The sequence below is a fragment of the Paenibacillus sp. MMS20-IR301 genome (genome assembly GCF_032302195.1).
Lineage (GTDB): Bacteria > Bacillota > Bacilli > Paenibacillales > Paenibacillaceae > Paenibacillus_AQ.
In genome coordinates, this window is record NZ_CP135275.1 from 2,105,304 (window position 1) to 2,128,264 (window position 22,961).

The 22,961-nt window shown below is 53.0% G+C and carries 20 protein-coding genes and 1 pseudogene; 6 read left to right on the forward strand and 15 right to left on the reverse strand.

Annotated elements, in window-relative coordinates:
* Positions 1-60 precede the first annotated feature (60 nt).
* Complete coding sequence (locus LOS79_RS09250; RefSeq protein ID WP_315418503.1) at positions 61-1,260, reverse strand: metallophosphoesterase; 1,200 nt, start codon at positions 1,258-1,260, stop codon at positions 61-63.
* Between the two features lie 278 nt (positions 1,261-1,538).
* Between LOS79_RS09250 and LOS79_RS09255 the strand changes: the two genes are divergently transcribed.
* Positions 1,539-1,988, forward strand: a complete 450-nt coding sequence (locus tag LOS79_RS09255) for a GNAT family N-acetyltransferase (RefSeq protein ID WP_315418505.1) — start codon at positions 1,539-1,541, stop codon at positions 1,986-1,988.
* 130 nt (positions 1,989-2,118) lie between these two features.
* On the opposite strand, the gene LOS79_RS09260 is transcribed toward LOS79_RS09255, so the two are convergent.
* Positions 2,119-2,532 (reverse strand): bacteriohemerythrin, encoded by a 414-nt coding sequence (locus tag LOS79_RS09260; RefSeq protein WP_315418508.1) that lies wholly within the window; start codon positions 2,530-2,532, stop codon positions 2,119-2,121.
* Positions 2,533-2,769: 237 nt separating this feature from the next.
* Between LOS79_RS09260 and LOS79_RS09265 the strand changes: the two genes are divergently transcribed.
* Positions 2,770-2,913 (forward strand): DUF5808 domain-containing protein, encoded by a 144-nt coding sequence (locus LOS79_RS09265; protein ID WP_315418511.1) that lies wholly within the window; start codon positions 2,770-2,772, stop codon positions 2,911-2,913.
* 106 nt (positions 2,914-3,019) lie between these two features.
* Here LOS79_RS09265 and LOS79_RS09270 read toward each other — a convergent pair whose 3' ends face one another.
* Positions 3,020-3,523: a ferritin gene (locus LOS79_RS09270; protein ID WP_315418513.1), complete on the reverse strand. Its 504-nt coding sequence runs from the start codon at positions 3,521-3,523 to the stop codon at positions 3,020-3,022.
* A gap of 116 nt (positions 3,524-3,639) precedes the next feature.
* On the opposite strand from LOS79_RS09270, the gene nagZ reads away from it, so the two are divergent.
* Complete coding sequence (nagZ, locus tag LOS79_RS09275; RefSeq protein WP_315418516.1) at positions 3,640-4,971, forward strand: beta-N-acetylhexosaminidase; 1,332 nt, start codon at positions 3,640-3,642, stop codon at positions 4,969-4,971.
* 99 nt (positions 4,972-5,070) lie between these two features.
* Here the strand turns inward: nagZ and LOS79_RS09280 are convergent, their stop codons facing one another.
* From LOS79_RS09280 to LOS79_RS09300, 5 genes and pseudogenes are all read right to left on the reverse strand, one after another.
* Positions 5,071-6,171: an efflux RND transporter periplasmic adaptor subunit gene (locus LOS79_RS09280; RefSeq protein ID WP_315418518.1), complete on the reverse strand. Its 1,101-nt coding sequence runs from the start codon at positions 6,169-6,171 to the stop codon at positions 5,071-5,073.
* Positions 6,172-6,192: 21 nt separating this feature from the next.
* The gene (locus tag LOS79_RS09285) at positions 6,193-7,578 is read right to left on the reverse strand and encodes an ABC transporter permease (RefSeq protein ID WP_315418521.1); all 1,386 of its coding nucleotides are present in this window, start codon (positions 7,576-7,578) and stop codon (positions 6,193-6,195) included.
* A 212-nt stretch (positions 7,579-7,790) separates the two neighbouring features.
* Positions 7,791-8,456 (reverse strand): annotated as a pseudogene (locus LOS79_RS09290) (ABC transporter ATP-binding protein); the annotation flags it as partial.
* A 90-nt stretch (positions 8,457-8,546) separates the two neighbouring features.
* Positions 8,547-11,123: a hypothetical protein gene (locus tag LOS79_RS09295; RefSeq protein ID WP_315418523.1), complete on the reverse strand. Its 2,577-nt coding sequence runs from the start codon at positions 11,121-11,123 to the stop codon at positions 8,547-8,549.
* Between the two features lie 186 nt (positions 11,124-11,309).
* Positions 11,310-12,143, reverse strand: a complete 834-nt coding sequence (locus LOS79_RS09300) for a helix-turn-helix transcriptional regulator (RefSeq protein WP_315418525.1) — start codon at positions 12,141-12,143, stop codon at positions 11,310-11,312.
* Between the two features lie 145 nt (positions 12,144-12,288).
* On the opposite strand from LOS79_RS09300, the gene LOS79_RS09305 reads away from it, so the two are divergent.
* From LOS79_RS09305 to LOS79_RS09315, 3 genes are all read left to right on the forward strand, one after another.
* A complete protein-coding gene (locus LOS79_RS09305) occupies positions 12,289-14,352 on the forward strand; it encodes a beta-galactosidase (protein ID WP_315418527.1) in 2,064 nt (687 codons plus the stop codon).
* A gap of 705 nt (positions 14,353-15,057) precedes the next feature.
* Positions 15,058-15,831, forward strand: a complete 774-nt coding sequence (locus LOS79_RS09310; RefSeq protein ID WP_315418530.1) for an AzlC family ABC transporter permease — start codon at positions 15,058-15,060, stop codon at positions 15,829-15,831.
* The gene (locus LOS79_RS09315; protein ID WP_315418531.1) at positions 15,822-16,148 is read left to right on the forward strand and encodes an AzlD domain-containing protein; all 327 of its coding nucleotides are present in this window, start codon (positions 15,822-15,824) and stop codon (positions 16,146-16,148) included. Before LOS79_RS09310 ends, LOS79_RS09315 begins: the two co-directional genes overlap by 10 nt.
* Before the next feature lie 5 nt (positions 16,149-16,153).
* Here the strand turns inward: LOS79_RS09315 and LOS79_RS09320 are convergent, their stop codons facing one another.
* The 7 genes from LOS79_RS09320 to LOS79_RS09350 all read right to left on the reverse strand — a co-directional run bounded on the left by LOS79_RS09320 (position 16,154) and on the right by LOS79_RS09350 (position 22,952).
* The gene (locus LOS79_RS09320; RefSeq protein WP_315418534.1) at positions 16,154-17,095 is read right to left on the reverse strand and encodes an alpha/beta hydrolase; all 942 of its coding nucleotides are present in this window, start codon (positions 17,093-17,095) and stop codon (positions 16,154-16,156) included.
* Between the two features lie 91 nt (positions 17,096-17,186).
* Positions 17,187-17,780: a lysozyme inhibitor LprI family protein gene (locus tag LOS79_RS09325; RefSeq protein WP_315418537.1), complete on the reverse strand. Its 594-nt coding sequence runs from the start codon at positions 17,778-17,780 to the stop codon at positions 17,187-17,189.
* Positions 17,781-17,828: 48 nt separating this feature from the next.
* Positions 17,829-18,236 carry a MerR family transcriptional regulator gene (locus LOS79_RS09330; protein WP_315418540.1) on the reverse strand — a complete coding sequence of 136 codons (408 nt, stop codon included), beginning with the start codon at positions 18,234-18,236 and terminating at the stop codon, positions 17,829-17,831.
* A 31-nt stretch (positions 18,237-18,267) separates the two neighbouring features.
* Complete coding sequence (locus tag LOS79_RS09335; RefSeq protein ID WP_315418543.1) at positions 18,268-19,599, reverse strand: hypothetical protein; 1,332 nt, start codon at positions 19,597-19,599, stop codon at positions 18,268-18,270.
* Complete coding sequence (locus LOS79_RS09340) at positions 19,596-20,684, reverse strand: DUF58 domain-containing protein (protein WP_315418545.1); 1,089 nt, start codon at positions 20,682-20,684, stop codon at positions 19,596-19,598. Before LOS79_RS09340 ends, LOS79_RS09335 begins: the two co-directional genes overlap by 4 nt.
* A gap of 3 nt (positions 20,685-20,687) precedes the next feature.
* The gene (locus tag LOS79_RS09345; RefSeq protein ID WP_315418548.1) at positions 20,688-21,665 is read right to left on the reverse strand and encodes an AAA family ATPase; all 978 of its coding nucleotides are present in this window, start codon (positions 21,663-21,665) and stop codon (positions 20,688-20,690) included.
* Positions 21,666-21,845: 180 nt separating this feature from the next.
* On the reverse strand, positions 21,846-22,952 hold the full coding sequence (locus LOS79_RS09350) for a GerAB/ArcD/ProY family transporter (protein WP_315418550.1): 1,107 nt from the start codon (positions 22,950-22,952) through the stop codon (positions 21,846-21,848).
* Positions 22,953-22,961 lie beyond the last annotated feature (9 nt).

Below are 22,961 nucleotides of genomic sequence, written 5' to 3' on the forward strand. Positions count from 1 at the left end.
TGTTAAAACCCCCGCCTTCAATTGAAAGCGGGGGCGGGAAATCTGCCAAATCTTCCGCCGTCAGGCCAATACTGCTTGTGGTGCTGAAGTTACAGATTCATCACCGTAGCTGATGTTGCCTTCCAGCACTACCGTAAGCTTAATCAGCTCGGACCGGCTGGCCAGCCGGATTGGCGGACCCCAGGTACCATAGCCGGAGGAAACAATGACGTGCAGTTTCTCCTTAAGCAGATAACCCCAGTCGAGCTCGAACAGGCGTCTCGTAATCCAGTGATTCGGGGCAATCTGCCCGCGGTGGGTATGGCCGGACAATAGAACATCCACGCCAGCCTGTGCAGCCAGATCAAAGCCTGTCGGCTGATGATCCATCATAATAATCGGACGCGAGCGGTCCAGGCCATCCAGCAGCGCTTTAACACTCAGGCGGCCTCCGGCCTCCATTGATTCGGCGGTTTTATCTTTACGTCCAACCACATACAATCCTGCAATATCCGCTACTTCATCCTGCAGAACCTTAATCCCCACATCCGCCATTACTTTCGTATACTGCTGAATGGACCCGCCATAATACTCATGGTTGCCCAGTACGGCATATACACCATGACGAGCCTTGAGCAGCTTCAGCTGCTGATCCATCCGGTTGCGGATAAACGGCTCCACGCTGTCATCGAGAACATCTCCGGCCAGCAGTACGATATCCGGATTCATCGCATTAATCTCTGCAACCATCCGGCGCAGATGGCGGTTGCCGACAATATTACCCAGGTGCAGGTCGGAGGCGACTGCAACCGTCAGCGGAACGCTGGTTCCGATGGATTTGTCAACCTCCAGCCGGTGGCTGCGCACAACAGTACTCCACGCATTGCGCGAGCCCCATAGCATAAACACAGCCAATAGAGCCAACAGGGCCGCTCCCGCTTCAGTAACAAATGCCGGATGATCCGTCCCGGTGAGCACCAGAATTCCGTACAGCAGATCAGTCAGCGGCAGCATAATTACCGCAAATTCCATACAAGCCAGGTAATAGGAGCCGATTACCTTGAATAACCGGCCTGCCGGCTTCAGTCCCTTCGGCAGCGGAATTCTGCCAATGACATAAGCAAAAGCAATTACCGCAAACACTGCCCAGTAAGCAGCAGCAGATATATCAGGCAGCCAGTCTCGCAGCAGAACCCACAGATGCCAGCCGATATAGAAATTAACAAGTCCAAGCACAAGCAGCATAATGATTCCCGAAGCCAGCATGCGTATTGTTTTCACACTGTCCACTCCCTTAACGTAAAGTTCTATACTATCTAATTAAAATCATAGCACAAAGTATTTCTGAAGTATAAACTGTGCCCCCGGACTCTGATAAACGTTGATTGTTCAGCAGGGAATTCATACAATGACAGCGAATAAACCGTATTGAATTCGAATTTCAGGTAAAAGGAGTGATGTGGTATGAACAGTAACCATATGAACCGGAATGCAGGCAGGATTATAACTTAACCGTGGAGGAACCTTCCTCCGCGAACTACTCGAGGGGGACTAATAACATGTCTATCAGCTTACAGCCAGTGACGGCGGATAATTGGTATGAGTGCACTACACTGCAAGTGACACCGGAGCAGCTGGGTGTATTTCCGGCACCGGTAGTCTACTGGATTGCAGAATCAAAGTATGTTCATGAGTTTGAATTGCGTGCGGTTTATTCCGGGGACACAGCAGCAGGATTCATCGTATTCTGTACAGAGCCGGATGAAGACGGTAACTACTGGATCCCCGCCCTGATGATTGATCACAGGCATCAAGGCAATGGTTATGGTAAACAAGCTTTAACCCGGCTGATTCAATTCATGAGCAGCAGCTACAATTGCACAAGAATAATGATCGGGCACCGCCCGGATAACACTGCTGCCGGCAGTCTGTACGAAGCTTTAGGGTTCATTCAAGTGAATGAGGAGCCCGTTGACGGCGAAATCATCCGGCTTCTGCAGATCATCTAACTGCCGGATAAGCATGCATATGGAGGGCCAACCGGCCCTCTTTAATTTCTAATCAGTCATTCTTCACCGCTCTCCCGCGCAAAAAAAAAGAAAATGCCCTGCGGCATCTTCATGATTCTAATTATGTAGTTTAGATGGCTTTGTTGCCTTTTGCCGCAATGCAGTCTCCGATGAGCTTGTCACATTTGTGGATATGATTGATCAGCCAGTCGGTCAATGTACGGTTAAGCTTAATCGTTGATAATACGGATACCCCTTTGGTCTTAACACTCTCTTCCAGATCCAGAACCGCCTGGACGAACTCTGCATGGGTCTTCTGGTGCTCTGTCAGCTCAGGGAAATCGATATCCTTCATCAATTGCTCTTCACTGCTGAAATGCTCAACGGTGTAGTCCTTGAGGAACTTAAGGGTTTCCTCGATTTTTTCTTTACCCTGCTGGTTGGTGCAGGCTTCGAAAAAGTCATTCAATTTCACAAGCAGCTGTCTGTGCTGGCAGTCAATCTCTTTTACCCCGATGTCGTATGAATCCTTCCAGCTAATCATTGACCCACCTGTCCTTTTCCATAAATTACATAGTGAAAAGCATAATTCATTTTCCGCTTTTCTACATAAAAGTTCTGTTAACAACATCACACGCCATCAGGTTACAGCAATTTTATTATGTTATGTCGAAAGGAACAGGGAGGCATCCGGCAGCAAGGATTGAAATCTCCTAATAGAAGCGTATGATGGAGATAATTAGCTCTCTATACTTTAAGTAATCAGAAGGAGTGCAGCACAATGTTTCATAAAATCATTTCAAAGCCGCTGATTGTCCGCAAAAATTCCGGTATCGGCTGGACACTCAACCTTAATCATCCTGCAACCTGGATTGTCATCGGCGGGCTGCTCGCTATCAAGCTTTATCTTGTAATCTCAGGCTGACAATTTCACAGGGCTCAGAGTTCTGGATAAAAAAGCGGACACCTCCACCCAGGAAGGCATCCGCTGTAACCTAACACCGCAGCTTACAGGAAGCCGGGGCGTTCATTTATTCCGCTGGCGGAGTGAACGAACGGGCGGCGAACTCGGCATCGAGCATATAGAAGGCATTGCTGTCCGTTTCAATCCGTTTGAGCTTGGCGATAATATTGCTGAAGAGTGCTTCTTCCTCCACCTGCTCATCGATAAACCATTTCAGGAAATAGATTGTTGCATGCTCGCGTTCGTCCAGTGCCAGATCGGCCAGATGATAGAATTTCTTCGTATTCTGCTGCTCATGGGCATAAGCATGCTCAAAGGCATCCAGCATCGAGCTATAATTGTTGTTCGGCTCAGGCAGGGCAGCAAGCGTAGCCCGGTAGTCCCGGTCATTGAGGAATCTGTAAATCTTCATACCATGGAACCGCTCTTCTTCAGCCTGTACCAGGAAAAAGTTGGCGAATCCGTCCAGGCTCTCACCGGAACAATACGCAGCCATCGCCAGGTATACGTGTGCGGAATAGAACTCGAAATTCATTTGTTCATTCAGGGTGTTCATTAATTGTTCTTTCATTGCCAGGTCACCTCATCCTTTTCATTTGTGTGCACAGTAAGCAGTCCTTATGTACAATCCCCTTCATCTTAACATTCCATCCGCCTAACCGGCAAACGAAAGGAAGATTCAGCCTTATGAAATGGTTCCATCCCCCTGCTCTCGCTGCCGCCGCCTGCCTGCTGCTCATCAGCGGCTGTGCCGGGAACGGAAGCAGCGCACCGTCAGGCTCAGCATCCAATCCGGCTTCACCGGCAGCCGTTGCTACTACAGCACCAGCCATTACGGAAAGTCCGGCGGCTTCCGCTCAGCAGACTCCCTCTCAGCCATCAGCCACACCGTCTCCGGGGAATCATCCTGCAGAGGCGGACACTTCCATCTCCAAAATACTGGCAGAAATGACACTCGAGGAAAAAATCGGCCAGATGCTGCTCGTGGGGATCGACGGGACAACACTTGATACTGCCGCCGCAAAAATGATTACTGAGGATAAGGTGGGCGGTATTATTCTCTATTCCGATAATGTCGGCAATCTGAAGCAGCTGGTCAGCCTGACCAATGCACTCAAGCAGAGCAACCGCGGAAACCCCGCCCCGCTGTTCATGAGTGTGGATCAGGAAGGCGGCAAGGTCAGCCGGCTTCCTGATGCTTACGCGGTATTTCCGTCCAATGCCGCTGTCGGAACCGGAAACAGCGCTGAAGCTGCCGGAAAGATGGGCGGGCTGCTGGCCCGGGCAGTGAAATCATCCGGCTTCAACATGAACTTCGCCCCTGTGCTTGATATTAACAGCAATCCGGATAACCCGGTCATCGGCGCCCGTTCCTTCGGCAGCTCAGCAGAGCTCGCCATAAAGCTCGGTGTTGCCGAGATGAAGGGACTGGAGCGTGAAGGGGCTATTCCGGTTGTTAAGCATTATCCCGGACATGGCGATACATCCGTAGATTCGCATCTCGAGCTGCCGGTAGTTAACAAGACTGCTGCCCAGCTTGCCAAGCTGGAATGGCTGCCGTTCCAGGCGGCGATCCGTGAGCAGGCCGATGCCGTCATGGTAGCGCATATCCTGTATCCGGCACTTGACCCGGACAAGCCGGCTTCCCTGTCCAAAGTAATCATTGGACAGCAGCTGCGCGGCGAACACGGATTCAAGGGTGTTGTGATTACAGATGACCTGACGATGGGCGCCATCGTTAAGAATTACAGTCTCACCGCAGCAGCAGTGGATACTGTTCTGGCCGGCAGTGATATTCTGCTGATTGCCCACGAGTATAAGAACGAGAAAGCCGTTCGAGGCGCATTAATCACTGCCGTGAAGGACGGCACCATTTCTGAATCACGGATTGATGACAGTGTCACCCGGATTTTGACATTAAAGGCTAAATATAAGCTGACCGACCAGCCTGTAGCTGTTCCGGATCTCAGCGGATTGAATGCGGATATCAAAGCCTGGCGCAAGCCGTTTCAGAAGTAGCGTCCGGCAGATCAGCTCATAGCACAATCATCAAAAGAACCTGTCTCCGGCTTGTCCGGAAACAGGTTCTTTTGTGATTATGCTGTTATAAAACTGTCTTTATTGCAGGACTACCGTATCTCCCGCCTTTAGTCCTGACAGCACTTCCGTCTTCTCAGACGTTTCTATGCCGACTTTAATCTCTGTCCGTTCGTACTGCCCGTCGCCCTTATCCAGCATAACGTACGCCAGATCGCCTTCATGAACAACGGCGATGCTGGATACCACCACCGCATTCTCCTTGCGTGAGGTTTCGATATCTCCGCTGAGGCTAAGCCCGCCGATCAGATGCTCATCAGGCTGCAGGGAGATAACAACCTCGAACTGCGGAATCTGTCCGGCGGTATTCTGGCCGGTGGTCGTAGTTGCAAATTTAGCAACCTTGGTCACTTCGCCAGCGATACTCAAATCCTTCTTCGCCGTCATTTTCACCTGCACCTTCATGCCCTTTTGAATACGGAAAATATCCTGTTCTCCGACCTGTGCAACGAACTCCAGCTTGTTCAGATCAACGATTTTACCGATGTACTGGTTATCCGTAACGGTCTGAGGCTGTTCACTGCTGCTGTCAAAGAGGAAGATGCCATTCGCCGGAGCATGGTACACAGATGCATTCAGTTTGGTCTTCTTGTCAGCCAGCTCCTTGGCCTGAATTTCAGCATTTACCTGATTCAGCTCATCGTTCAGCCGGGCCGTTTCCTCAGCGGCCAGTGCCTTCAGCCGTTCAGCCTCCGAGGCCGCCGGTGCGGCTGCTTCCTCATTCTGCTGGCTGATGAAGGCATTCAGCTCCGATTCCAGCTTGGTTTTGCGGTTGGTAGCTTCCGCTGTGGCAATCTCATTACGGAGCAGCGTCTGATCCAGGGTGAAGAGCACATCCCCCTTCTTCACCTGTCCGCCGTTCTCAACCTTCCAGCCGGTTACCTTGGATGCGAATGGTGCATATACCAGCGTCTCCTGCTGGTATTGGGACCGTCCTTTTACCTGAATGGAGCTGGTAAGTGTCTCTTCCGTGACCGGGAAGCTGATGACCTGCATCGGCTCCGGCGGCAGCTCCGCAACCTCACTACCCTTGAAGAATTTTGAATACAGCATATACCCGGCAGTAATGATAATCCCTAGTATGATGACCCACTTCAGGCTCTTCTTTAGAGTCCTTTTCATTATTTCTGCTTCCTCTCTAGCTTAGTCTCGTTTAATGGCAGTTAAGGCATCGGTGCGCGAGGCGCTGATCGCCGGGTAGATCCCCGACAGTACACCGGTCATGATTGCAAAGGACATACCGACCGGCAGATTCATCAGCGGGATGAAGAAATTCAGGCCCTGCCCCGCACTCCCGACCAGCTTGTTAAGCACCATAACAATCAAATAAGAGAACAAGACACCGAGCAATCCGCCCAGCAGGCCCAGCAGGGCTGCTTCTGTTATAAACATATTGCGTATTTGGCCCATGTTAGCCCCCAGCACCTTCATAATGCCAATCTGCCGCCGGCGCTGATGGGTCGACATCGTCATGGCGACAATAATGGATATGGAGGCGATAATCAGGATGAATACGCCGATACCCAGTGCAGCCATTTTGATCATATCGAATTGTTCCTTCAGCATATCCTGCTGATACAGATTGTCGCTGGCGTTCAGTGACAGCTTCTGAATCATCTGCTCGACCTGCTTGATGTAGGCAACATCGTCTACCTTTACCGTTACCGAGCTGTAGCTCCCCTCTTCCGGGAGATTCAGCACGCTGGTGGTGGAATTATCGAAGACCAGCTCCTTCTGGAGCTGCACTGCTGTCTCTGGCGACATGTAGATGATCTTGTCATACGAAGCCTGCATGTCGTCAACGCCCTTGGGACCGGCCAGAATACCGGATACTTGAAGCGGGGAGCTGAGCTTAGTGGTTGGTGTGGTCGTGCTGTAATCCTGCGCCTGAATCTGTATCTGCTTGCGGTACAGCTCTGACGGCTGGATCGACAGCTGCCTGTACTGATCCTGTACATCCTGGTTGAACGGATCGCTCCCCATCTTGTCATACAGCTTCTGCCGGGTCTCCAGATCAATCAGGCCGAGCGTAGCCCCGTAGTTCAGCACAATACTTCCTACCTGATCGTTCGCACCGCCCTGCTTGAATTTATGATCATAGGCTGTCAGCATCTGCAGATCGGCAACAATAACACGCGCATCGCCAATCTTGTTGTCCATCGTCATGACCTGCAGGTATCCGGCCTCCTGAAACGGCGAAGCGGCCTTCACATGATTCAGCCCCTGAATAATCTCCAGCTTCTGCTTTGTCAGCTTACCCGGGTCCAGATTCTCGTTAGCATCTCCAGACGCCGTGGCGCTTTTGCCGCCATTCGACGGAATCCCTCCGCCCGGCGAGACCATAATCTCGTCCATCTTGAAGCTCTGGTTCACCTGCTCTGTCACGTAGACCTGTGCAGACTGCCCTACACTGAGCGCTACAATAATTGCAGCGCAGCCAATGGAAATACCTGTCATACATAGTCCCGTTACTACCTTGCGCCGTTTGACCTGTTCCCAGGCCATCCGGGAAATATCCCTGATCTTCACGGCGTCCCTCCCTCTGCAGGATCAGCATCTGCTGCTGCGTCCACCACTGCTTCTGCATCCGTTTCAGCTTCAGCCTCAGCCTCCGCTTCAGTTGCCGCTTCGGCATCGGCTACTGCTTCCACGCCTGCTTCCGCTTCGGCATGCGCCGCTGTTTCTACATGCGCAGCGGTTACGGCATGCGCCGCTGCCTCAGCCTGCACCTGCACCTGCGGTTCAGTAATCAGATAGCCGTCTTTCAGCGTAAAGATCCGCTGCATTTGTTCCGCCACCTCATGTTCATGGGTGACTACGATAAAGGTGGTCCTCATTGTCCGGTTCAAGCTGAGCAGAATATTGATGATTTCCTCTTCAGTCTTGGTATCCAGGTTCCCTGTAGGCTCATCTGCGAAGATGACCGAAGGCTCTGTGATCAGAGACCGGGCAATACTGACCCGCTGCTGCTGCCCGCCGGAGAGCTGTGACGGAAACAGATCCGCCTTGTCGGGAATGCCTACCTGCTCCAGCAGGGCAAGTGCTTTTTTCTTGCGGGCTGACGGGGATACCGACTGGAAGACCAGCGGCAGCTCAACATTCTCGCGGACCGTCAGGCTCGTAATGAGCTCATAAGCCTGAAAGATGAATCCGATATGCTTGCGCCGGAATTCAGACAGCTTATTCTCACCCATCTTCACTATGTCATGGTCGGCAATGTAAATATGACCCTCCGTCGGTTTCATTAACCCAGCCATCAGGTTAAGCATGGTCGACTTGCCTGAGCCTGAGCTGCCCAGCAGCGCGACCATTTCCCCCTGCTTGACGTTGAAGCTGATATTGTGAAGCACGGATGTCCATTCACTGCCGGTTTTGAACGAATGCGTTATATTTTCAACACGCAACATGGAAGCTGCTCCTTTTTTAGCCTTTATAGAATCTGTTAGATTGCGGAGTTACATTAACCTGTATATTAAATCGGACTGCATAGAGCAGAATTACGGTGTCTTTGCCGGACGCTCCTCTGTAACTCTATATACCTGAGCACCCAGTTTCAGCCGCTCCCCTTGGAACTCATCATATAAGGTTAATTGATAAGTACCGCCTTCTATGGATTTATACATATTGCGGTTGATCGAGAAGTTAAATGTGTTATTGACGCCTTCGGTGAGGTCGGTGCCAAGCGCCAGCGTCCGCTCCTGGGACAAACCATACGGATCTGTTATCTGCAGAATCAGCTTATGCTCCAGAGCTCCGCTATCATAGATGTTGTTCCGTTGCAGCGTATAATTGAACGAAATGCTGATTTCTTCGCTTGCCGTCACATGCTTGCCCTCTGAGGCCAGGAATGAGATGGTGTACGGATAAAGCGAAACTGACAGCAGGTTACCCGCTGGAACATTAGTGTGCGGGGCAAGCAGCAGGGAGGACACATTGACGAAGCCTGTTGTTTCCTGACCGCTTTCACTTAGCTTTCCGCCATTCACGCCAGTCCCCAGATACAGGGACAGATCACTGTAATCCGCTGTTTTGGGCAGCTTGGACCAGAAGACGACGAGTTGTTGACCGCCCGGCGCAGCACCATTATCCGACTGGCTTGGTGTTGCCTCATAATACTGCCCGTCCTTCGTTCTGAAGTACGCCTGCAGCCGTGCCATCTTGCTCTGCCGTTTCTCCGAGCTGCTCAGCAACAGCTCTGTATAGAGCAGATTATAATTAGCCCCTTCGTAGACAATTGTGCTCTTCTCCTGCACAGAGGCGTTTTTGCCTTTTCCGCTGATCGCATATTTCTCGCCCTGGGCAATCGTGGAGATATTATTCATGGAATTTTTAATGCTCAGGTCCAGGAAGGGTACTATTTCCGTATTATCGGTGCCTGTTAAGGATATGCCAAGATCTGTGAAATCATCGGTGTACGGGATTTTGCCAAGGACAAACAGGTCAGCATACTGCCCCGGAGCCAGCACCTTCGTGTCTGCATCAGTCATGAACAGATCTGCAGCCGCAGACGCATTTTTGTTATCCAGCTTAATAGCGCCCTTCAGCTCCGGCAGGGTCAGCGAGACCGCCTGGGTATTGGTAATCCGCAGCTTGGCCGCTACGATATCATCATCCTTCCACGGATAGCGCTGCAGCGACTGCACGCTGTAAGCGAAAGAACCGTAGGAGTTCGTTGTCCGGTATTCCTGCCCGGTCTGAACATCCGCACGCAAAGCATAAGGGATGACGTAATAGGCAATCGGGAAAGTCATTTTGGCCGCCCCTGCTGTAGCCGGACTGCCTGCCGTTCCCGAGCCTCCTGTTGCTCCCGGCTCAGCGGCTGACTCCGTACCAACCGCTTCAATCATCTGCAGCTGCAGGCCGGACTGCTCCACTTCCAGCGGCACACGGACTGTCAGCGGAATGATTTTCGTTTCGAGCGGCTTAAGGGTTAGCCCGCTTAACGCTTTTGCTGCAACCGGGAAGGTCGTTCCCTTAACAGATTTGACCGCCAGCTCATAGCTTGGCAAGGTTACCGCCTTGTTGCCGGTATTCTTAAGCTGCATCTGGAAGGTCCATACCGCATCGGCATCCTGTGCATACACATTGGCGTTGCGGAGCTGGGTGTCGATAGTATTGCTGTTGACTATAATTTTTTTGGTTGCACCGCTGGCTACAACCAGATCCGGTGAAGTGGCTGCAGGCAGCTTATAAGAAGACTTTGGCAGCTCCAGCTTTAAGGCTTCATCCTTCTGGGTGAATTGAAGCTTCATATTATCTGTCTTCAGGTAGGCAGGAATCTCTGCGAGATAATAGATGCTGCGTTTCTCCTGCGGCTGAATCTTGTACCCGGACTGGGAGCTGCTCAGCGCAAGCTCGAAGGAAGATCCGCTTGCCGACATTAGATAAGCTGTATACCCCGGATCACCAAGCACTTTGTTCCCTTTGTTGGTAATACTGATTCCGACCTTGGCGTAGACTTTGCCGCCGTATTTATACAGCTGCAGCGAGTCTGCTTTGGCCGAGACCGGAATGTCATTCATCGTTGTGCTCTGGCTGGCCCCTGCAGCAATGGCTGTAGAGTAACTCGCCGGGATTGCAAAAGATCCGGTTTGTTTCAAATAGCCTTTCGTCTTGGAATCCCAGACCAGCATAGAAATTTTGACACCCTGCAGTGAAGCCGTTTGCCCTACATTGACATAATAGCTGACGCTCAGCGTCTCCTTCGCACCGATCTTCTTCTTCCCCGCATTAGTGCCGACCGGATTGCCCGGCAGCACTGAGCCGCCCGGGGTAACAACCCGCGAGAAAACCTGCAGCAGATTCGCACTGTTGTTGCCGGAATTCGTATATTTCAGCGTGTAAGAGACAATATTTCCTCCAGCCTGACTCCAGAAGCTGACATCCTCCAGCACTGCAGTCACACCGGCACTCAGCGGAACAGAATTGAATTTGAATGCCGCTGCCGGGGATACCGCTGCGTTCTTGGTTGCTCCGGCTGCACCTGCAACAGGAGAAATCACGGTGCCGGCCAGCTGACCGGCCATTAACGTACCTGCGAGCAGAGCAGCATATGTAACTTGATACTTTCTCATGTATTTCCCTCCAAAAGTATTTACTAGAAATAGTATAGTTGCTTAACGCGTGGAATTTGTATCCACTTTGTAACCCTATCGTACCCCGTTGTAACCTTCTGCGTCCAAATCATGCCAACATCAGCACACCTTCCGCTGTAAAAGTTACAAAGTTTGTTAATATTCGCCGCGGCGGATCAGGCATTCTTAGGAACGGAAGAGTCTCCTGTACTGATTGGGCGGCATGCTCTCCAGCTGTCTGAACACTTTAATGAAATAGCTGGACTGGTGAAAACCGCTCTGCAGCGCAATCTGCGCTACCGGCAGCTCGGTTGCCGCCAGCAGCAGCTTGGCACGGGCCATCCGGCATTCACTCAAATACCGGTTCGGTGTCTTTCCCATGATTGACCGGAACAGGCGCAGAAAATGATAGCTGCTATAGCCGGCAAGCCGCGCCATCGCCTCCAGGGTCCAAGGGCGCTCACACTGGGCATGGATCATATCTGCTGCACGGCGGATGGAATGCCTGATCTCCAGCGGTACCGAACCGGTCAGCGGCTGCGAATTCTGCATCAGCGTGACCAGAATCTCATAGAGCAGTGTGGACAGACGCGGTTCGCTCCGGGTCTCATAGGCCGCGCTGAGCAGATACATCTCTTCGAAGACCGCTTCATACCCTGCAGCAGGATCGAACGTGAAAAAATACCCGCGTGACTGATCGGCCTCCTCCAGCATGGGCAGCGGCATCACCGTAGTGAAATGCACCCAGCGCACATCCCACGGCTGGCCCGGATCTGAGCCATACTGCTGGTAAGCCCCCCGCGGGAACAGAAATCCGCTGCCGCGTTTCATGGTTATCCGTTCCCCTTCCTGAAAGACATACCCCTCCCCTTCATATACCATGTGCAGATTATAGCTGTTCAGGTCACCTTCACTTCTGCGCTCGGCATGCTGCGGGAACTGGCTGTAATGACCAAGCATCTCGGGGTAGCATACATAATGTGTATAGGCCGGCTGGGGCAATACATAATGCTGTTTCATTTGAATGAGTCTTCCTTCCAAATAGGCTTCAAGCACGCAAGATAATCATATTATAGCAATATTATGTTATATAAGCAGATACACCGTTGATAATACAATAGATTAGTACCGTACTCAAAGCATATTTTTACACTTGGAGGTTACTATGAAGAGACCTGTTGCTACTGAACAATTCGAGCTTGGCGTCTGCTATTACCCCGAGCACTGGCCGGAAGCCATGTGGGCGGATGATTACCGGAGGATGGTTGAAACCGGATTCACCGTTGTCCGCATGGGTGAATTCGCCTGGTCCGTCTTTGAACCGGAGGAAGGTAAATTTCAATTCGGCCTGTTTGACCGGGCGGTTGATCTGGCACACAGTTATGGCCTGAAGGTCATTATGGGAACGCCGACCGCCACCCCGCCGGCCTGGCTTACCGAGCAGTATCCCGAAGTGCTGAATGTAACCTATGAAGGTGTAACACTCCAGCATGGAATGCGCCGTCACTATAACTACAGCAGCCCCAAGTACCGTGAGCTGTGTGCTGCAATCGTCACCAAGCTGGCAGAGCATTACGGCAATCATCCCGGTATCGCCGGCTGGCAGATTGACAATGAGCTGAACTGTGAAGTCAATGAATTCTACTCGGAGAGCGATCATCTGGCCTTCCGGGAATGGCTGCAGCATAAATACGAAACGCTGGACAAGCTGAACGAAGCCTGGGGGACGGTGTTCTGGAATCAGACCTTTACCCGCTGGTCACAGGTGCATCTCACCCGGCCGACACCTTCGCCGAAGCAGCCGAACCCGCATCAGGCATTGGATGAGAAGCGCTTCATCTCTTACAATACGATTTCCTTTGCCAAAATCCAGGCGGATATCCTCCGTGAGCTGGCTCCCGGCCAGTGGGTAACCACGAACGGGCTGTTCGGCCATCTGGACAGCCATGAGCTGAATGAGGAGCTGCTTGATTTCTTCAGCTATGATTCCTATCCCCAGTTCTCCAGCATCTACTTTGATCCGGCTGAAGAGAATCCGCTGCGCGACCGCGGCTGGAGCTTGTCCCTGTCGGCGGTCCGTTCGATCAGCAGCAACTTCTGTATCATGGAGCAGCAATCCGGGCCGGGAGGCTGGGTGAACCGGATGGATATGCCTTCTCCGAAGCCGGGGCAGATGCGGCTGTGGACCTACCAGTCGATAGCTCATGGTGCGGATATGCTGCTCTACTTCCGCTGGCGGACGGCAACAATGGGCAATGAAATCTACTGGCATGGCTTGAATGATTATCACAACCAGCCGAACCGGCGGGTGAAGGAAGCCGCGCAGATCGGCAAGGAGCTGGCCCAAATCGGCAAAAGCATCATCGGCAGCGTAACCCAGGCCAGCATTGCTATTCTCCGTGACTATGACAATGAGTGGGACGGGGAATACGATAACTGGTATGGCCCGTTCATGTGGCAGAGCAACAAGGAATGGTTCAAGGCTTTGCAGCACAAGCATATTCCAAGCGACGTATTATATATGCGCAGCAGCACGACTCTGGAGGAGCTGTCCCGTTATGAGGTGCTCGTCTACACGCATCCGGCAATTATGAGCGATGAGACCGCTGCACTGCTCGATCAATATGTTCAGCAGGGCGGGAAGCTCGTCTTCGGCTGCCGGACCGGATACAAGGATACACGCGGACAATGTTATATGCGGCCATTCCCGGGAGCAGCCCAGGAAATGACCGGTATTACTGTCGAGGAATTCACTATGGTCAAAGGAACCCGGCAGCCTACCTCCATCTCCTGGAGTCATGATGCAGACATCCTGACAGGTGCCGATGCGTTCAATGATATTCTGCATGTGGAAGCTGACACTGTCGAAGTGATGGGAAGCTACGCCTCGGATTATTATGCCGGCAAACCTGCGGTGACCCGTAACAAACGCGGCCAAGGAGAAGTCTGGTACTACGGTGCAGTGTTCAATGAGCAGGCTGTACTGCAGATGCTCCCTGCGCTCGGGCTCGACTCCCCTGCCGCAGATTGGCTCGAACTGCCGCCGCAGGTAGAGCTGCAAATCCGCGCAGGAGCAGATAAATCTGCCGGAAGTCTCACCTTCCTGTTGAATTATAGCGAAGAACCGGCAGAGCTTCTGCTGAAGCAGCCGAGAACAGACCTGCTCAGCGGGCAAACGCTCTCAGGAGCCGTTACGCTCCAAGGATTCGGTGTACTTGTGCTGCAATAACCATATGCAGTGGAGCTTTTGAGCGGTTGGCTGCACGGCTGATGCCGGTTGGGCAGAGTGAACCGGCTTCTATAAGACAAAGGGTCCGGCCGCCGCAGATAACTTTGCGGACGGCCGGACCCTTTCTTATAATATGAATAATCACCTGAACCTACACCCCGCTTTGCGGGGTTATTCTGTGCAGGGTTATTTGGTGCAGAATTCCCTTGCAATTCACTGTGGATTGTTAGATATTAAGATAATCATCCAAAAATCCGGTAATAACAGCGGCCGGCAGTCTCACCTTAAAGCGGAAAATCATGTACAATGAGCTGCCGCGCAAGTAATCGACTGAATGGGCCCCCTGTTAAGAAAGTAGCTAGTCATGTAACGGTTGTACAAACGATTAGCTACACGTTACGGACAGGAGAGACGTTAAGCCTGCAGAAAGGCACCGGATTGCCGGAATTGCGGACACCAGCGCCGTTATTACACCGAAAAGCCGAGTTAGCCCATGAAAAGCGGCGGATAAGGGCCGTGGTGTCCGCATAGCCGCCCAAAAGACCTATTTTGAGCAAATAAGGGCTGTGATGTCCATAAGGGACAGAATTGGGTTGATTTGACTTGGCTTAGAAGGTAATGTACGCGGGCAATCGTGTACATTAAGCTCCGGTCAGACAAGCGGTGAATTTTATAGAAGCTTCAACAGAGGAGTTGTCTTACCACATGAATTCAGAATCCGTTTCTCAACAGGCTTCACCGGACAGCCATCCTGCAGGAGCAGGAGCAGCTCCCCCAGCCACGGCTGAGGGCAACGAAAGCTTCCTGCAAGGTGTTAAGGACTGCCTGCCTACACTGCTCGGCTATCTCAGCATCGGCTTCGCCGCAGGCGTAGTAGAGAAAACCGCCGGCCTCTCCATTGCCGAAATTGCCATGATATCCATCATTCTCTATGCCGGTTCGGCCCAGTTCATCGCTGCCGGAATGATTGCCGCCGGAAGTACGGCCTCCAGCATCATCGTGACGATTCTGCTGGTCAATCTCCGGCATCTGTTGCTGAGCGCCGCCATCTCACCTTATTTCCGCCATCTCACCCCGCTGCGCAACCTGCTGATCGGCTCACTGCTCACCGATGAGACCTTCGGTGTTGCGATCCAGAAGAGTGCTTCAAGGAAGCAGCTCAGCGAGAAATGGATGCACGGCCTCAATATTACCGCTTACCTGAACTGGTTCCTGGCCAATATCGCGGGCGCATTCTTCGGACAATGGATATCCAGCCCTGAGAAGTGGGGGCTGGATTTCGCCCTGCCGGCCATGTTCATCGGGCTGCTGGTACTGACTATGATGAGCCGGCGCAAATATGTACTGGATCTCATTGTCGGAGCGGTTTCCGTGATTATTGCTGTCCTCGTCTCGGTCCTCTGGTCGCCCAGCATGGGCGTTATTTCTGCAGTGCTGATAGCCTCAACGATTGGAATGGTGATTGAACAATGGAAGTAAGGCTGGATATCTTTTTTATTATTCTGGGGGCTGCACTCGTGACCTTCATCCCGCGGGTGCTTCCGCTTATGCTGCTTAGCCGGATTACGATTCCGGAATGGGGCATGCGCTGGCTCAGCTATGTGCCGATTGCCGTTATGGCGGCTCTGGTCGCCCAGGAGCTGTTCGTTACAGACGGCAAATTCGCAGTCCTGTCAACGAATGTAGAGCTGATTGCCGCCCTGCCGGCATTCTGGGTGGCCGTCAAAACCCGCAGCCTGCTGGGAACTGTAGTTGTAGGTATACTGGCTCTGATGCTGCTGCGGCTGCTGTTCTGAACGATTTAGTTAGCTGCACCCAGCGTCCGCTTGATGAAGCTTCCGATTTGGTCGATCGCCTGCTGCGCTTCAGGCAGTAAGGCGCCCAGCAGCTGGAACGAGCACCACATGTTCTCCCAGACTTCGAGCGTTACAGCATTGCCAGCAGCCTGCGCCTTCGCGGCCAGGCGCTCCGCATCACTTAGCAGCACCTCCAGTGAGCCGGCCTGTATAAGCAGCGGCGGCAAGCCTTGCAGGTCCAGGCGCAGCGGTGACAATAAGGCCGGCATCTCTCCCGCATAGGGCCCCAGATAATCCACCAGTATCCGCTGATTCGCTTCCCGGCTGCCAGTCGGGTCCACTGCGGCCCGGCTCTCGTACGACTCGCCGTCGAGATGTACGAGATCGGCATGCGGTGAGAGCAGACAAGCTCCGGCCGGGAGCTTAACGCCCTGTTCCCGCAGCGTTATGAGTGTCATTAACGCCAGGGTTGCCCCGACCGAATCCCCGCCCAGGATAATATCTGCGGGGGATACGCCCTGCTCCAGCAGCCAGCGGTAAGCCGCCAGGCAATCATCGCCCGCTGCCGGATAGCAGAATTCCGGGGCGAGCCGGTATTCTGCAGTCAGCACGGCAATGCCGCCGGCTGCGGAGAGCCGGGCTGCGAGATCCCGGCAGATGGCGCAGCTGCCGGAGATGAAGCCTCCTCCATGGTAATAGAGGAGGACTTGGCCGCCCGGGCCGAGCGGAAGCCCGGGGCCGTCAGCACAGCTGACCCACTCCCCGCGGAAGGAACCGTGTATCACCGGCTGCACCTGCAGACCGCTTAAAGCCGGCAGCCGGCTTACAGATTCTTCCGCCGCCGCCCGGATCTCTTGCACTGTCTGTTCCGCATAGCGTGTCGTCTGCCGCAAATGCGCCTTAATCGCCTGAAGATGCCCGTCTGGAGTTATACTTGGATATAACATGTTATCAAACCTCCTGTGCTGTAATATCCGCAGTATAAGCCCTGTAGCAAGGTACAGAGTCAAGCGTTCCGCACAGAATCTTTCTAACACTCTATTTGTTGCTTTGGTACAGAAACTCGACTTCACCATCCAGCAAATAACGGTATTCAAATAATTGCATGGTTCTTTCTCTAATTCTCCCCATGATAACCGTGCCCAGGCTTACTGAGCCTTGTGATCCAAGGTAACCATTATCAATAAATGCCTTCTCTACAAATTCTGTTTCCTTCAAGTGATACTTTAACCATTCCTTCTGCGATGCAATTAGCGCTTCTTTTGGCTCTCTATCCAACTTAGAAAGCAGCTTGTTATAGATCTGATTCAACTCTTTATCCCAATGCTCTGTATATTTGCCTACTAGCGCCCCCCATCCAAGTGTTGTGAACTCTTCGGAATTTTGAAATTCATTAAACTCCGCTTCATAATCACGATCTATAGGATTCTGAAGCATTTCATCATAGAATTCCCCTTTAAGATCATAGTTCCCAATGCTCATGGGTAACACTTCATTATTAGTAGGATCGGATTGAACTTCAGTTGTTTCTTTTGATTCAGTTTCACTGTTCAAGGCAGCCGGTTGACTATTATTTTGACAAGCTGATAACAATATCGTTATAAAAAATAATAAGAGTATCTTACCTTTCATAAATGGTCTCCTTAAATATTGCAAGATCCGGTCAAAACTCCGGTCCGCTTAATCACCCATCTGCAAAATATCCAGCGTCTCCTGGACACTGGCATGCCGCTGAGGAGACAGGAGATTACTCTTCAGCTCCTCCAGCCGCTCGCGGGTTTTCTGCCGTTTGCTGATTTCCAGGTCCACGGCACGCATTTTACGTTCAATCACCTCAACGAAATCCGTAATTCCGATACTGCCGTCTGCGGATTTAATGAGCGCTTTCTTAATCTCACGAAGTGTGAATCCGCAGTTCTTGGCATTCTGGATAAAAACAATCCGCCCCAGCGTCTCCTCGGTATACAGCCGGTAACCGCCTGCAGAACGCTGCGGCAGCGGAATCAGCCCGTGCTTCTCATAGAATCTCAGGGTTTCGATATTCACCCGGGCTTCCTTCGCCAGCTCACTGCGTAAATATTGGACCATTGCCGCGTCTCCTCTCTCCTCCGGATGGATGTTACAGCTTCAATTGCTCCTTAAGTGCCGCAACCTCTTCAGCAGAGGGCTCAGGCAGCTCCTCGCCGCCGTATCTTGCCCGGTTGTAAAGGCCGGGCAGCTTGTCAGCGGATCGTCCTCCACTGCCGGAGCGCTGCCGCTTCTGCCCTTCCGACCATTCCGCAACGTCGGCAGCCGTCTCCTGCGGGGTAAGATAGGTCTTCAATTCGTAGCCTTCCGCCTGCTTGGCGCGGAGCCAGTGCCGGTAGAGCCAGCGTACACGCTCGCGGCTTCCGTTCATGCCTTCCCAGCGGTCCTTACGGCTAGCCGGAGACAGCTTCGACCGCAAGTAATCGCGGAAGCCCTGGACCGTCTGCTCCCAGGTGAACAGGCTGGTCTCCTCATCCCGGTAACCGGCTGCCGCTGAAGGAGATTCCCGCCGCAGCAAGGTTAGCAGCCAGTCGATGGCCCGGCGCAGGATCCCGCCCGTATTGCTGTACAGCCAGCGCAGGATGTAATAGAGAATGACAAGCAATAGGGCTGTTCCAGCAATATAGAATAAGATGTTCAGGATGGCACTAAGCAGCCCCGGTTCGCCGGATTCTACCGGCGGGAACCCGGAATTTGCTGCCGGCAGCTCCTCAGTAACCGGAGCGGGCGCTTCGGAGCCGGAGAGTACGGCGGTGAGCCAAATGAAGAAGCCGCGGACGGCTCTCCAAAGCAGCGTACCGGCCGCTTTGCCTCCACCGGCTGCCAGCAGGGCTGCTGCCACAATGAATCCGGCAACGAACAGCCGGTTATGCCCCCGCAGCCCCTGGGGCAGCCGTGCCGTATCACCGTTCATTGAGCTGTACCTCAGATGGCTGCTGTTGGAATCCAGCAAAGCCAGCACAAGACATAAGCTGCCGCTCCAGGTTAAGGCAGCCACATTCGGCTGAAGCTCCGGAATACGGGAGTATATAATCGCCGAGATGAAATACAGAATAAGTCCGGCAATGTACATTTTGAGCCGGTTCTGCCGGCCAGCGGCGGTCATGCCAAGGTAGGCGCTGACTGCTGCACCGGCCATAAGCGGAATACCTGCAAGTGCCAGCGGACCGCTGATACTTACAGCCAGTGCACCCAGCAGCAGAGCGGCCAGCAGCTGGTTCCACAGGCGGCTGCAGATCCGGCGCAGCAGCACGCCGCCTGCTACAAGCAGCGGCAGCAGCCAGATCCAGCGCACCGCCGCACCGCTTGGCTGCAGATAACTCTGCAGCAGCAGCCAGACAGGCAGGAGCAGCAGCCAGTCTATGAAAGCAGATATCCATAGAGCAAATCCGCCGGGCAGCAGGGTTGAGAACCGTTGTCTCATAGGCTTCTGCCTCCTTCACCGGGGATGTCCAGCCATTCCACACCGTTGCCCAGGTAACTCAAAGCCTCTGCCGCCAGCTGCAGCTCCGCCCCCCGGTGACAGGTGATGATCAGATAATCTGTATCCCGGTCCCCCTTCTCGGCCTCAAGCTCAAGCAGTCTGCCCATCGGCAGGGTTCTGTCCAGGTTTAGCCTGGCCAGGAGGCCAAAGTATTCTTCGGCATGCGAGATAGGCCAGGAATCTACAGCTTCTCTTGCCCCTCCCCCATCCAGTCTGCCGTTGCTCAGCAGCCGGGTCTCGATTCCGTGGCTGATGGCATATTCAGCGACGGTTGCCGCATAGCGGATGCCAAGCTCAATCCGCTGCGCATCGGTGACTGTCCGCCACATGGAATCGCTGATCTCCACATTCAGGCAGATCACCAGCCTTGAATCAGCGGTATAATCCTTCTGGTGTACCTGCATCGTTCCGGTACGTGCAGTCGCTTTCCAGTTGATGGAGGCCAGCGAATCACCTGCACTATACTCCCGGGTGCCTGCTATCAGAAAGGGATCTTCTACAATCCAGCGCTTAACGGGCAGCTCCCCCAGCCAGCTGTGGACCGGCAGCGGAAGCTCTTCAAAAGGCAGCAGACCCGGATAGACCAGCAGCTCCAGCTGCAGCGGGAACGTCTTCGTCTTATGGCTAAGGCCGAAAAGATCGCCCGTAGTCATAGTAGCCGTCTCCAGTACGAACAGGCCGCGCTCCCGGCAGATTACCTGATGCCGCCGTTTGATATGACGGTAAGAGCGGAGAAAGAACAGGCTGATATGATTCTGGGAGATCTCCCCGCTGCTGATGCCGAGATTCTCCTGGCTGCCGAATTCAAGCCCCCGGGCAATGCTGGATTCCAGCCGCAGCCAGGGCAGCGGCAGCAGCTTCCGGTTCATTATTTCCTCAACCATCTCTACCTGTTCGCCGGCATATACGGCTTTGGCCGAGAAGTAACGGGTATAGCTGACTCTCTTAAGCGCATTCTTGTCGTAAATGATAGAGCTGAACATTAAGAGAAGAATAGTAAACGCAATGAACCACGGCAGCGACATGGTTCACTCCACCCTTCCGCCTCTGGAGAGCACTCCGGTCTCGGCCGGTACCTCAACCTCCCGGAGCACCTGGAGCACTACCTCCGCCGGTTGTCCCTCGCGGACTCCCGGTCCGCGCTGCAGAATCAGCCGGTGGGCCAGTACAGGGACGGCCACCGCCTTGATGTCATCGGGCAGGCAATAGCTTCTGCCTTGAATCAGCGCATATCCCTGCGCTGCGCGCAGCAGGGCGAAGCCCGCCCGGGGACTGGCCCCCAGCCGGACAGACGGGGCCTTACGCGTAGCTTCGACCACGCTGATCATGTACGCCAGCAGCTCGTCGCTCACGCTGATGCCTGCGGCAAGCCGCTGCAGCGCCACAACCTGCTCGCCGCTTGCCACGGCAGCAGTGTCCTCCAGCGGGTTGTTCTCACGGAACCGCTGCAGAATATGTACCCCCTCTTCGAAGGTGGGGTATCCGGTAGTGATCCGCATCAGGAAGCGGTCAAGCTGTGCTTCCGGCAGCGGAAAGGTCCCTTGGCTGTCAATCGGATTCTGGGTCGCGATGACCAGAAACGGCCGCTGCAGCTCATGAGTCACACCGTCGATCGTAATCTGCCGCTCCTCCATACATTCCAGCAGACTCGACTGGGTGCGCGGGGTGGCCCGGTTAATCTCATCGGCCAGCAGGATGCTGGCGAACACCGGCCCCGGACGGAACTGGAATTCGCCGCTCCGCTGGTTGTAATAATTGATGCCGCTTAAATCTGACGGCAGCAGATCAGGTGTGAATTGAATCCGTTTGAAGGCGCAGTCGAGTGAGCGGGCCAACGTTTTGGCGAGCAGTGTTTTGCCGGTGCCGGGTACATCTTCCAGCAGGACATGGCCGTTAGCGAGCAGGGCGGTCAGCAGCAGATTCACTCCGCTTTCTTTGCCGACAATAACTTTAGACAGATTGTGACGGATTGCTTCAATAAGGGCAGTTGCTTCGGATAAATTCATGAATAATTACACCTTCCCATTCCTAAATCCCCCCTTACAGCGGGGCTTTTTCATGAAGTTGACTCAGGTACTTGGCGGGGACCCCAGATGATAAAAAATCTTAGCTTTCAAATAAATGTATGTACAATAACTTAATCATACCAGAAAGCGTGTACATTTTATAATGGAACAGCCTCACCTTCATTTTCCCCGCCCCTGCAGCCCCTGCTTGCCGAGCTTCATCCTGATCACAGCCACGATAAAATAATACACCGGAATACATTCAACAATCAGCCAGAAAAGCACTGTACTGAAGGCATAGTAGTCCTGGTCATACTTGGCGAGATGTCTCGAGTACAGGAAGGCTATAGTAATGGAGCAGACCGTCAGGGCAGGGACCAGCAGTTTTTTTGCCCGCTGCCCGGTTAAGTAAGCTGCACATTTGCCGGCCACGAAGATCAGGAAGGCGCTGTGAATGAACATCGAGGAGGACCAGAAGCCAATCAGAATCGGGTCGGAATTGCCGAGCAAATCATCGTTTGAAGAGCTGCGGACCAGCTGGAGATACGGAAATTTCAGTTCTTTACTTAAATACACCCCAAAGTTCAGCAGGGTCATCAGCCAGGACAGCAGCACAAGCAGCATGACAGCAACCCCGGCAACGGCCAGCCGCTTCATGGTGCTTTTACTGATTTTAAATTCAGGCACAATAAACAGGAGCACCACCCATTCACTTAACCATGACATCACCGTAACCGCATCATTTGAGATCAGCCGTGGATCATGGTAATGAATAAAGGCCGGAAGCATGGCGAAGTTGGCATGTTGAACGAACAGGTAAATGCTTAAGATGAATGAAAATATAAATATAAGCGAAATACCATCGGACATATACACGATCGAGGTTACTCCAAGCTGAGCGGTGTAGATGATGACCAGCCCGATCACAATCTGGATGAAGAGCGGCGGAGTGCCGCGCAAATAATTCGCTCCGAAGAACAGGACGAAATTCTCGATGTCGTAGGAAGCGTAGTACACACACCAGCATAATAAAAGTATAACCATCAGCCGGTGCAGCCACTTGCCCATAATCTCTGCCCCGAAATCTATCCAGCCGGTCCCGGGTCTCATCCTGCCCACCTGGACCGTAAAGAACAGCGGAATCATCGCCAGAGCACAGCCGGCAATAATCCCGATCCAGCCCTGATAGCCCGAGGCTTCAATAATTCCCGGTGCAAGGAACATGGTACTCTGACCGCTCAGATATACAATTGCGAACCGGGTCAATTGCCATTTTGATGTCTGCATATCCTCTTC